The following is an 11325-nucleotide window of genomic DNA, read 5'->3' as shown; positions in this document are numbered from 1 at the left end:
CGCTGTGAGGACACAGCTTGTGGCCAGTATACTGGAACAAATGCGATCTAAATGAGTAGCCCTATAAAACTATCTGAACTCCGGCCCTTCTATTCGATTGCAATGCGTGTTATTAGGTGAATGGGACTCGCATACAATAGACATACGAAGTCCATAGGTTTTTTAGATTTAGAAAGGTGTAATTTTCTTTCCCTGAGAGGCCCACTAAAACCTCACAGTAGCCGAAAGTCTGGCCTGAAACGGAGTGCCTGGTGTGAAGTGAATTTCAGATATAGGTTTTGATTCGTTCCTTAGTTGCGATTCGGTTTCGAACTGTGCCTCCTTCCACGCAGCATTGGTCAGGTTTTCAATAGAAAGCCCCAATTCAAAGGTTCCCAATGTATAGTTCAGTACAGCATCCATTAAAAAGTAGCCCTCCGCATGCAGGCTGTTGTCCTCATTGGCCGGGCGATTGTCCATGAACCGATACCTTAAGCTTCCGCTTAGGGCATTCGTCAATTCTGCAGTAAGCCCACCAATGCTTGTAAACGTGGGAGCCAGCGGAATGAAGTGTTCCCCTTCTGCCGTGCCAACTGCCCTCGGAATGGTGTAGTTAACATCTGAGGTAAAATAGAGCCAGGCATTGGCCTGATATCGTATACTCAAATCGATACCTTCCCTGCGTGTTTTGCCCGAAGGTTCAACTATGCCCGCATCACCCACATAAACAAACTCCTGATCAAGATCGAGGCGCCATAAAGCAGCGTTTATGAGCAGTCGGTCAACAGGTTTCCAGTGAATGCCCACATCCACGCCATAAGCCTTTGGCAGAATCTCCCGCCCGGTTTGTTGAACAACCACCCGGCTGTCGTTGCTATGAAAGCCCAATCCGCTTTTAAGGTAAAGATTCAATCGCTCAGAGGCCTGGTAGCTCAACTGTAGTTTGGGACTTAACACACTTTTGTTAATGGCCGATCGCTCGTAGGTGGAAGAGAGTTTGTTTCTATAGTCGAATGTAAAGTGGTCGAACCGTAACCCCGTAGTCATGGTAAATCGGGGAGAAAGGGTAAAAATTTCCTCAGCAAAGGCAAAAATGTTGGTTTCCTGCACATCGCCATAGGCAAGGTCTTCCAGTACAGTTTGGCGCTGCAATGTTCTGGAAAGACGTACATTCTCATTGATGTCGTGCCTGAAACCAACACCCAATTCAGTTTGTGCCGAAATACCCAACAGTTGGTGTTCCGTCCAATAGTTGTGGCGGGTTCCAAATATTTGCCGCTGCTCGCTTTGGGTTATTTGATCACCATTTTCCGGGTCATTAAGAAAGAAGGTGAAGTTAGAAACCAGTTCAAAGTTGTATTGAGTAAAATAGAACTGGCTTTCAGTCCAGGCGCCATTGCGTAGCTCTCGAGCCAATCGGGCATTTACATTCATTCTGCTTGTCATGCCCCCTTCTGTATCATCAATAGCTCCAAACCTCGAAATAGTGCCATTCTCTACAGCTCTTTCAGGTATTTGGCCGGAGGCATCCCAGCTACTATTAAATGCCGACAACGAAATATCCAGCGTACGTTTGCTGTCCAGTCGTTGATGATATTTTAGCAATGCGTTTAGACGATTGAAGAACTGCGGGCTTTCGAAATACCCATCAGATCGAAAAAACTCAGTGGCCAGATAAAGGCTGGGAGCATAGGTTGTTTGGGGAGATATAAGGTTGAGAAGGCCCACGGTTCGAAATGTGCCGAACTGTCCGCCCTCTAGTTTTACCGAACTCTCCGAAAGTCTTTTTTTGGTAGAAAAGTGTGCATAACCAGCCGTGTTAAAATTGCCTATACTACTATAATATGGGCCTTTGTCGAAAGCTACCCGGTCTATGGTTTCCGGAATTACAAAATGGAGGTCGGCATAGCCCTGCCCATGGGCATGAGAAACCATATTCACCGGCATGCCATCTACCTCCAGGGAAATGTCGGTTCCGTGGTCAATGTCAAATCCTCTTAGAAATATCTGCTCGGCCTTGCCTCCTCCGGCATGTTGAGCTATGAATAGCCCCGGAACAATTTTTAGTACATCCTGAGAAGTTTGTATAGGCCTTAGCCGAAGGTCCATTGCCGAAAATGAGGTGGCATTGTACTGAAGGTTCTGACTCACTTCTACATCTTCCATACGAACAACTTCCGGCTGCATGGTTACTTCGATAGATTGAGGACTACCTGAAGCTACGGTGAAAGGAATGATTTTCTTTGCGAAACCTACGAAACTGATTTCCAGGGTGTATTCGCCATTAGGAAGGTTTTTAAACTGAAAGATGCCCATAGCATTGGCTGTGGTGCCTATATTCAATTCTTGAATGTAAATAGTAGCTGCCGGAAGTGGTTCTGCATTTTCAGCATCCCTTACAGTTCCTGCAACTGTACGTTGCTGCCCATAGCCAATTGTACATACTAAAAGGCCAATAAGGCATATAAATAGGGTAAATGATTTCATAATTAGTGCATTTTAGATTGGAAAGACATAGGAGTTACTGCCCGGCTCACGAGTCGGTAGGTTAATGGGCTATGGCTGTTCAGGCACTGGGGGGAGGAGTTGGAGTGGGTAGTTCGGGCATAGTATAAAAGGTTGGGTAGAGAGTGGTGTTTTTGGTTTTCTTTATGGTAAAGGAAAAACTGAAGCTGCTGATTAGGGGTAACACAAAACCATAGAGGCTCAGGCCGTTTTCATTAGTGTGCGATTCTACTTGCCTTTGTTCGTGTTGAGGTTTAATCCATGCATGATGATCATCTATGACATGCTCTACATCTAAAGAAGTGTTTGGGTGATGATGATGAACTCTGTTGGCCAAAGAGTGCAGTGCTTTATGGGTAAAATAAGCGCCTGCATAACCGAATATCAGTATGCAGAAATAGCCCCATAAAACAACTGCCGTTAGCTTTCTCACTTAAAATGACTTTAGGGCCTTTTCAATGGCTTGAGCAGTTATGGGGCCAAGCTCATACGCGGCATCGTTAGCCTCCTTGAGTAACTGTCTGGCGCGTCTGGTTTTTCCATTGGCCTTGTAGATCATGCCCAGGTGATAAACAGCTTCAGGCTCGCTGGTTTTGTCCTCCACAAATTGCTGAGCCATACGTAATGCTTCCTCTTTTTCTCCATTGTGCAATTTGGCCCATGCCAAAAGACTATATACTTCCGGTGTGGGGCGCGAATCTTTTTCCGCTTCAGCCCGAGCTACAGCCCGCTTTGGAGAATTCAGATCCTCGGCATCAAGAAGTATGAGGTATTTGCTGTACATGTGGCCATACTTTGGCTTAGAAACCTCTGTATAGAACTGTTTTCTAAGTTTCAGTGCTTGCTCCTTCTTGCCACTATAGTCAGCCAAATCGGCTAGCAAAAGATTAAGTTCAGGGTTGTGGTGTTTTTGGTTTATCAGTTGCAGTATGACTTCTGCCTCACTTACTTTCCCTTCGTGAGAATATAAAATCCAGGCAATTCCTTGCCATGAGTGCCAGTGTGTTGGGTCTTTTTGCAATACATCCAAATAGGCTCCATAAGAGTCAGCAATTCGGCCTGCATGGCCGTATAGATCACCTAAATTAGATAGCGACCAAAGGGAGAGCTCCGGGTGGTTTTTTACTCGCGCATGGGCTTTTTCCATCAGCTCAATGGCCAATTCAAGATTTCCGTCATGATCGGCCAATTTTGAGGCTCGAATGAGGTACTGAAAGCTGTTTCGTTGGATTTGGCTGTTCAGAATACTCCTCGCACGGTCATAGTCGCCAACCTCCATAGACGCGTCAAAAATGAGGTTGAAAGAAGCAGACTTCATGTCGCCTTCCAAAAGAGCTGCTTCTCCGTAGTTTTTAGCCGCAACAAATTGGTGGCGGGTAATGGCGTTTACACCAAGTGCCTGGTAGGTAGCGGCATTAGAGAATGGGTTGCGAGATTCTACAAGGGCATAAAGACTGTCTGCCTTGAAAATGTACTCAACGTTTCCTTCTGCCTTAAAGAGGCGGCTATATGCGGCAGCAAGTTTACTCAGATAGGTAATGTTATTAGGGGCCGCTTTAAGTTTATCGGACCAAAAGTGAATGTCTGATTGTAGAAGAGTGTCGCGTTCATTTGTTGCTGCTTGTAAAAGATGGGCATAGTCAGATTTCAAAACTATTGATGAATTGCTCTGTTTTGGCTCACAAGCCATTATTAAGAACAGCAGCGAAAAGGTGGGTAGTATTATTTTTTTCATATCGTTGAGTTTAAGTCGAAAGGAGAAATACTCCGTGCTTATAGTTTTGCCTAAGCACGGAGTGTTAAGCTTTACCAAGGAGAGGCCAGGTAAGGGAATGTGGTCAGAAACGCCTTATCATTACTATCTACATGATCATCAGTAAGTCCCGGGTTTTCCGAACCGTCAGACCCTCCAAAGATCAATAGCAATTCTACAGAGATAACGTCATCGGCTAGTGCCCTTCCTGTCAATACGTTGGTGCCATCAAAGAAAGTGGTGGTTCCATCCAAGGATACGGAAAGCACATCGGTGGCCAATACGGTGGTAAACGTTGCGGCATCCAGACCCAGGGCATTGGTGCTATAATTAGGGTTTAAGGCCAAAAGTCTGGCTTCGAAAGCCGATTGATAAGAGGCCCCCTGAGCACTCGGAGCAGTGGTGTTAAAGTTGTCTTTCATGGAGCTGCCTACAAATACTGTGTTAATGGCAGGTCGCCCAATTTGATCTTCCTGAGTGTACATAGAAGGTATTTCCGGTGTGGTATCGTCATTTTTACATGAAATCATGGTTAGGGCCAGAATAGCGGCTACCGCGACTATTGCTGTTTTTTTATTTATGCTTTTCATCATTGTTCTGTTAAAGTTGAATTGGTTATTGTTTTCTGTTGCTGGTTACCCAGGTGTTGATTGTGCCTGAACCGCCAATCATTGATTTGGGAACCTCTACAACCACCGACATTACGTTAGTGCCTGCAAAAGTGTCTGTTCCCGGATCATTGAAGCTGGAGGCATTTCCGGCAATGATCTCTCCGTACTGAGCAAAATCCATGAAGAACGGATCGTCTCTGGGGCCAGCAAATAGCTTTACTCCATTTTGGTTGCCAATTGAAGCATTAGATCCGTAAGCCGTAATGTTGGTAGAAACAGTATTAGCACTGGTTACCAGGGTACTGCTGGTGCCTGTAGAGACCGGGGCAACAGGGCCATAAGCAGTTACCATTCCGTTTTCGAAGGTGCACTGAATCACCAGATCTTCCACAGCATCATCATTCGTATCAATATTAAATTCCACCATCACGTTTTCGTCAAAGGTGGCACCGGCACTGGCTGAGGGAGATAACAAGCCCTGAAGGTTGGCTACAAAGACAATGTTTGAATTGTTTTCTGGGCTTTGAAAGGCGTAGAAATCGGTAATGTCTGAGGTAGTTTCAGTTACACCCGGAGCATCAATGTGATCTGCTGCGTAGATCAGTGCTGTGGCAAACAGTATTGCACAGCTCAGCAAAAGGATTGTTTTCTTTTTCATAATGTTTGATTTGAAAATTGGAAGCGTGTGAGCTGCCAATGCGTTAAGAATTGTTGTTTTCTTTGTGCTTACTTACGAGGTGGTTGCCGGCTCCGGATTGAGGGGATGAGTAAGTTTTTTTGAAAACTAGAAAACACATGGATCTAAAAATTGGCGTAAAGACCGAAAAATGGATGTTTGGGATAGCTTCAGTAGTGGTGGGGTTAACCCTCGTTTTGCTATATATAATAGAACCTCAAAATCTGCCAAACCCTGTACTCAGCGAATATTTGAGTAAATTTGGGCTGTACCTGTTTGGTCTGGTGTGGTTAAGAGGTTTGTGGAAGCTCACACTAGACAAAAAACTACCCTCACAAAAACAAGAAAAATGAGTCTTGATATTTCTACGCCAGCATTGCTGTTTCCTGCCATTACCCTGCTTTTATTAGCTTTTACCAATCGCTTTGTGGCTCTGGCCACCTTAGTGAGGGGTTTGAGGGTGCGGTATAAAGAAGCTCCTGAAATGCGCAAGACCATTTTCGGTCAGATTAAAAACCTGAGGCTTCGCTTGTTGCTTATTCGCAATATGCAAGCCCTCGGTATTGCAAGTTTCTTTTGTTGCGTGCTCTCTATGGTGCTGATGTACTTAGGCAGACAAGTAGTTGCAGATTACGTATTTGGAGCCAGCCTTTTTCTGCTACTTGGTTCGCTTCTCCTTTCTTTTATCGAAACCCAAATTAGCACCAGGGCTATCAACCTGGAGCTGAGAGACTTGGAAGAAAACTCTTCCTCTGCCTCTTAATAGACATTTTACACTTCTTTTTACCCTGCACCGAAGTTTCAAATGTTGGTCAGCCGACCGGCATGATATCGCTTAGTAAAATTGGTAAATGCATGGCCATAGTGCCATTCGTTAGGCCTACATAGCCCTTTTGTTCCGGCTAAAAAAGAATTTATGTACAAAAATACTTGTCTGAACAAGTATTTTTGTATAAGTTTGGTCAGACTTACAACCACTATGGATTTCGGTAAGGCTCTCTTTCACCTCAATAACAATCTCGGCTACAATCTATATCGCGCGTATTTGCTCTTTCATAGGGAGCTGATCAGAGCGTTGAAGGCGTATTCGGTAACGCCCGAGCAGTGGCAGGTGTTGATTATTTTATGGAACCATGGAAGCGTGACCCCTACCGAGATTAGCCGGGTTACGCTCCAGGATCTTCCGTCCATATCGCGCATGTTGGTGCGTATGGAAAAAAACGGCTGGGTAACCCGGGTCGATAATGAGGAAGATGGGAGATCTTTTCATGTACAGCTTACCGAAAGAGGAAGGAGAAGTAAGAATGAAATGATTATTAAACTGGATAATCACTTCAACGGGTTCTTAAAAGAAGTGCCCAAAGGCATGCACAATGCCATAAAGAACGAACTGCTTCAATTGCGGAGCAAGTTAGGAGATTACACACCCATTGAGTGACAGACGGTCCGGTCATTTAAGGTGCTTGCACCATAATCTCTTCATATGTTTAGGTTGAAACGGAGAGGATTACCGAGGCAGTAGACATAAGGTTTGCTGCCTCGGAAATGACTTCACTTTTTCTCTTGTGCTTTGTTTCTTCTCCATGTACTTTCGAGTAAAAAAGATGTTTCTGCGAAAATCCTTCCCCCAGATTCTTATTCTCTTCTGCTTTCTATACGCTTGTTCTTCGCCCAAACAGGATAGTTCAACGGCTTCAGAAACCAAAGGGATAGTCATTCCCAAAGGCCAATTGACTGAGCTTATCCAATGGTCGGAAGATCGGATTCCGTTGGTGAGCGCTCACAGGGGTGGGCCATATCCCGGCTACCCGGAAAATGCCATAGAGACGTTCGAATACATAGCCTCTCAAATTCCTACGGTTATAGAATGCGATATCGCCATGACCAAAGATTCAGTGCTCATAATGATGCATGACAATACGCTAGACCGAACCACCAACGGGAGTGGCAGAGTGTTGGAAGTAGACTACGAGTATGTACAATCGTTGAATTTGGTAGACAATGAGGGGCAAATTACGGCCTATAAGGTGCCAACCTTGAATGACGTATTGCAATGGGCAAGAGGTAAGGCTGTTTTAACCCTGGATGTAAAACGAGGTGTACCTTTTGAGCGAGTAGTAGAGGCTGTGCAAGAGATGGAAGCACAGGACTACTCAATTATTATAACCTATGGGGCTCGCGATGCAGCCTTGGTATATTCGCTGGATCCTTCGCTCAAACTCTCCGTAAGTCTGGGCTCTCAGGAGGCCTATGAGGCTCATAGGGCTGCTGGTATTCCTGATGAACAAATGGTTGCTTTTGTGGGGGTGTCAGAACCATCACCGGAATGGTTCGATTTCTTACATCGCAAAGGGATTACCTGCATATTGGGAGTATTAGGAAACCTGGATAGGAAGGCCATAGCACAAGGAGATTCTACATATTTAGGCTATATTCAACGTGGTGCAGATATTCTGGCTACAGACCGTCCTCTGGAGGCGGCTAAAGCTATTGAGTTGGCTGTGCCGGAGACCAGTACAAAAGCAAAATTTTTCTATGGATATTGATTTAAGGAGTGATACGCTAACCCGGCCCACACCGGCCATGCATGAAGCGATGATGTCGGCTAAGGTGGGCGATGATATGTTTGGAGAAGACCCGACTGTGGCGGCCTTGGAGGAGAAAGCTGCCCGAATGTTTGGTAGAGATGCTGCCCTGTATTGTGCTTCCGGTACCATGACCAATCAAATAGGTATCCGATTGCACTGCCAAATTCAGGACGAGGTGATCTGTCATAAATATTCACACATCTATTTGTATGAGTCAGGTGGTATTATGGCCAATGCCGGGGCTTCCGTTCGGTTGCTGGAGGGCGATCGTGGCTTAATTACGGCTAAAGATGTAGAGGCTGCTATTCAGCCAGATGATATCCACTCTCCGGTTTCCAGATTGGTTTCGTTGGAAAATACGATGAATAAGGGAGGTGGAAGCTGCTACGATATGGACGAGATTTGGGCTATTCGAGAGACATGCCATGAGCATGGACTTGCTTTACACCTGGATGGGGCACGCCTCTTCAATGCACTGGTGGCCAAAGGACAAAATGCAAAGGAATATGGAGAGGTGTTCGATACCATTTCCATTTGCCTGAGCAAGGGGCTTGGGGCTCCGGTTGGGTCATTGCTCATTGGTGGGCATGACGATATTAAGCGGGCCAGAAGAATTCGAAAAGTAATGGGTGGAGCCTGGCGGCAGGCCGGATATATTGCCGCAGCTGGTTTGTATGCACTGGAGCATCATATAGAGCGATTGGTGGAAGACCATAACAAAGCCAAAGAAATGGCCAAGGTGCTGCAAGGGCTGAATTATGTGGAGGAAGTACTGCCTTGTGAAACCAATATTTTAATTTTTAAACTAACGGATAAGTATACCAACAGTGCTTTTTTAAATAAGCTGGCAGAAAATGGAATTCTGGCTTTTGGCTTTGGCCCCCAGCTTATTCGCTTTGTGACACATTACGATTTTACCGATGATCACCTCACCAAAACAATTGAGGTGCTGAAAAAACTATAAATGAAGAAGATAATCCTCCTTGCTCTACTGGCTCTTATTACAGCTTGTGGATCAAAGAAAACCGAACAGCAAGTGGCAAAACCAGAAACTGACGAAGCCATATTTTTTGTAGGTACCTATACCAAGAAAGAGGGCCATGTAGATGGTCAGGGTGAAGGAGTGTATGTGTATAGCATGAATAAAAAGACGGGTGCTATTGCCTATAAAAGTACGAGTGAACGGGTGATTAGCCCGTCTTATTTGGCCGTACATCCTAGTGGAAACTATGTATATGCGGTAAATGAATTTGACGGGGGAGAAGATAGCTTTGCTGCTGTCACTGCTTTTTCTTACGACCATGAAAGCTATACGCTGTCTTATGTTAATGAGACTTCGAGTATGGGGCAATATCCTTGTCATTTGAGCATAGACAATACGGGGAAGTTTGTTATGGTAGCCAACTATGTTGGAGGTAGTGTGGTTTTGTTGCCCATTGAAGAAGGTGGAATGCTTGGGACATATACTTCGTACAAAAAACATGAGGGTGGTTCTGAACACCCCAGACAAGAGGCTCCGCATGCTCACCAAATTATTCAGCATCCGAAGAGCGGTTTGGTGGCTGCCGTAGATCTTGGTGCCGATAAAATTTACGCCTATGAGTTGGATACACTCAGCAGAACCCTCAATTATTTGAGAGACTTTATTAACCCACCAAGAATGGCAGGGCCCAGACACATTGTTTTTCATCCTGAAAAAGATATTGTCTACGTGTTGAATGAACTCATTGGAACGATTGAAGTAGCCACTTTCTCTGATAGCCTCCGTTTAGAGCAAAAGGTGCAGATGATTGCTCTGCAAGAATCTGATGATGAGAGAGAGCCTTCAGGAGCAGCCATTAAGATTCATCCCAATGGACAGTTTCTTTACGCTTCCAATAGAGGTGAGATTAATGAAATTCTTGCCTTCAAAATAGGTGGTAATGGTGAGCTGATAAAAATGGGTGCTTATCCATCGCAAGGAAAAACACCAAGGGACTTTGAGATTGATCCGTCAGGTAAGTTTATGCTTGTGGCCAATCAGGATTCGAATACCATTGTCACTTATGAAATCAATCAGGAAACCGGTGAGCTTATTGATACGGGTTATATCGAAGAAGTACCTACCCCGGTTTGTATTAAGTTTCTTAATGGATGAGAAAGTGGCTTTTAAGATTAGTAACTCTGTTTATTGTTTCGGCTTTTGGCTTTTTTGTTTACGTGTCTTGTTGCTTTGAGTTATTTCCAAATGAAACTACTCTCCTTCGGACAATTATTATTGCTTCTAATGAGTCCCTAAACATTTACCATAGTCCATCGAATGCAGTAAGTCAACCAACTATTTTTGTTATGCATAATGATGGTCAGCGAGAGGAGTTTTTAGAAGTATTTGAACCATATGAGTATCTAGATTCAAACTTTGTTACCAATGATACCTTGAACCTGCTTTTATCAAATAGAATGGGGAGAAGAGATACGTTTAAACTACCTATACATATACGATGACTTCTTTTGTTATTCCTCCACCCCGAGTGCTTAGGGCACATCCTCCACGACAGAAGGCTGGTACATTCTGCTAATGATTATCAATATAATTTAAACTGTTGTTGGCACTGATTGTCCTCCTATGTTAGGAGGAGCCAGGGGTCGTCATTGCCACAGATGGTGTCCTCACCACGTGTTTGAATCCGTATCACTACATAAGTGTTTAACCTTTGCTTCAAATAATTACCGACTTCTAGCCCATAGCAAGAATCTAATCTGGTGCTTTTGTGGTGTCATGGTGAGGACACCATGACTGGCGACAGGAAGGGGAGCCATAACTGGCGAAAAAATGTCTAAGTCAGAATAGTGCCTGGTCGCCACAATCGGTGTCCTCACCGATTGCCGGGTTTTAGGATCGTTTTTGTATGGCTCTTAGCCCATAATAGGAATCTAATCTGGTGTTTTTGCTGTGTCATGGTGGGGATACCATGACTGGCGATAGCAGATGTTGAGATTTTTACCCATCAGATAAGTTGACCATATGCCCTTATCTGCCACAGGTGGTGTCCTCACCACGTGTTTGAATCCGTATCACTACATAAGTGTTTAACCTTTGCTTTAAATAATTACCGACTTATAACCCATAACAAGAATTGAGTCTGGTGCTTTTGCTGTGTCATGGTGGGGACACCATGACTGGCGACAGCAGGGGAGCCATGACTGGCTAAAAAATGTCTAAGTCAGAATAGT

The 11325-nt window shown here is 44.6% G+C and carries 11 protein-coding genes; 6 read left to right on the top strand and 5 right to left on the bottom strand.

Annotated elements, in window-relative coordinates; genetic code table 11:
- Window positions 1-204: 204 nt before the first annotated feature.
- The 5 genes from B3763_RS12605 to B3763_RS12585 form a co-directional block, all read right to left on the bottom strand.
- Window positions 205-2466: a TonB-dependent receptor gene (locus B3763_RS12605; protein WP_286746965.1), complete on the bottom strand. Its 2262-nt coding sequence runs from the start codon at window positions 2464-2466 to the stop codon at window positions 205-207.
- A gap of 79 nt (window positions 2467-2545) precedes the next feature.
- Window positions 2546-2917: a hypothetical protein gene (locus B3763_RS12600; RefSeq protein WP_286746963.1), complete on the bottom strand. Its 372-nt coding sequence runs from the start codon at window positions 2915-2917 to the stop codon at window positions 2546-2548.
- Window positions 2918-4219: a tetratricopeptide repeat protein gene (locus B3763_RS12595; RefSeq protein WP_286746961.1), complete on the bottom strand. Its 1302-nt coding sequence runs from the start codon at window positions 4217-4219 to the stop codon at window positions 2918-2920. It lies immediately after the preceding gene.
- A gap of 71 nt (window positions 4220-4290) precedes the next feature.
- Complete coding sequence (locus tag B3763_RS12590; RefSeq protein WP_286746959.1) at window positions 4291-4830, bottom strand: DUF4331 family protein; 540 nt, start codon at window positions 4828-4830, stop codon at window positions 4291-4293.
- A gap of 22 nt (window positions 4831-4852) precedes the next feature.
- Window positions 4853-5506 carry a DUF4331 family protein gene (locus B3763_RS12585; RefSeq protein WP_286746957.1) on the bottom strand — a complete coding sequence of 218 codons (654 nt, stop codon included), beginning with the start codon at window positions 5504-5506 and terminating at the stop codon, window positions 4853-4855.
- A gap of 137 nt (window positions 5507-5643) precedes the next feature.
- Here B3763_RS12585 and B3763_RS12580 point away from each other — a divergent pair, with 137 nt between their 5' ends.
- The 6 genes from B3763_RS12580 (at window position 5644) to B3763_RS12555 (ending at window position 10249) form a co-directional block, all read left to right on the top strand.
- The gene (locus B3763_RS12580) at window positions 5644-5877 is read left to right on the top strand and encodes a hypothetical protein (RefSeq protein WP_286746955.1); all 234 of its coding nucleotides are present in this window, start codon (window positions 5644-5646) and stop codon (window positions 5875-5877) included.
- Window positions 5874-6287 carry a DUF2721 domain-containing protein gene (locus B3763_RS12575; protein WP_189628291.1) on the top strand — a complete coding sequence of 138 codons (414 nt, stop codon included), beginning with the start codon at window positions 5874-5876 and terminating at the stop codon, window positions 6285-6287. Before B3763_RS12580 ends, B3763_RS12575 begins: the two co-directional genes overlap by 4 nt.
- A gap of 216 nt (window positions 6288-6503) precedes the next feature.
- Window positions 6504-6962: a MarR family winged helix-turn-helix transcriptional regulator gene (locus B3763_RS12570; RefSeq protein WP_189628290.1), complete on the top strand. Its 459-nt coding sequence runs from the start codon at window positions 6504-6506 to the stop codon at window positions 6960-6962.
- A gap of 166 nt (window positions 6963-7128) precedes the next feature.
- Window positions 7129-8070, top strand: a complete 942-nt coding sequence (locus B3763_RS12565; protein WP_286746953.1) for a glycerophosphodiester phosphodiesterase family protein — start codon at window positions 7129-7131, stop codon at window positions 8068-8070.
- Complete coding sequence (locus B3763_RS12560; RefSeq protein ID WP_286746951.1) at window positions 8060-9076, top strand: threonine aldolase family protein; 1017 nt, start codon at window positions 8060-8062, stop codon at window positions 9074-9076. The genes B3763_RS12565 and B3763_RS12560 overlap by 11 nt, the downstream gene beginning before the upstream one ends.
- Window positions 9077-10249, top strand: a complete 1173-nt coding sequence (locus B3763_RS12555; RefSeq protein ID WP_286746949.1) for a lactonase family protein — start codon at window positions 9077-9079, stop codon at window positions 10247-10249. It begins immediately after the preceding gene.
- Window positions 10250-11325 lie beyond the last annotated feature (1076 nt).

Origin of the sequence: Roseivirga sp. UBA1976 (genome assembly GCF_002336325.1) — a bacterium.
In the GTDB taxonomy this organism is placed as follows: Bacteria; Bacteroidota; Bacteroidia; order Cytophagales; family Cyclobacteriaceae; genus Roseivirga; species Roseivirga thermotolerans.
The sequence above is the reverse complement of the archived record's forward strand: the minus strand, read 5'-3'. Positions and strand labels throughout refer to the sequence as shown.

Bases quoted from the DNA above. Each gene is read 5' to 3' on its own strand.
- B3763_RS12605 (WP_286746965.1), bottom strand. From the start codon at position 2,466: ATGAAATCATTTACCCTATTTATATGCCTTATTGGCCTTTTAGTATGT.
- B3763_RS12585 (WP_286746957.1), bottom strand. From the start codon at position 5,506: ATGAAAAAGAAAACAATCCTTTTGCTGAGCTGTGCAATACTGTTTGCC.
- B3763_RS12595 (WP_286746961.1), bottom strand. From the start codon at position 4,219: ATGAAAAAAATAATACTACCCACCTTTTCGCTGCTGTTCTTAATAATG.
- B3763_RS12575 (WP_189628291.1), top strand. From the start codon at position 5,874: ATGAGTCTTGATATTTCTACGCCAGCATTGCTGTTTCCTGCCATTACC.
- B3763_RS12590 (WP_286746959.1), bottom strand. From the start codon at position 4,830: ATGATGAAAAGCATAAATAAAAAAACAGCAATAGTCGCGGTAGCCGCT.
- B3763_RS12570 (WP_189628290.1), top strand. From the start codon at position 6,504: ATGGATTTCGGTAAGGCTCTCTTTCACCTCAATAACAATCTCGGCTAC.
- B3763_RS12580 (WP_286746955.1), top strand. From the start codon at position 5,644: ATGGATCTAAAAATTGGCGTAAAGACCGAAAAATGGATGTTTGGGATA.
- B3763_RS12565 (WP_286746953.1), top strand. From the start codon at position 7,129: ATGTTTCTGCGAAAATCCTTCCCCCAGATTCTTATTCTCTTCTGCTTT.
- B3763_RS12555 (WP_286746949.1), top strand. From the start codon at position 9,077: ATGAAGAAGATAATCCTCCTTGCTCTACTGGCTCTTATTACAGCTTGT.
- B3763_RS12560 (WP_286746951.1), top strand. From the start codon at position 8,060: ATGGATATTGATTTAAGGAGTGATACGCTAACCCGGCCCACACCGGCC.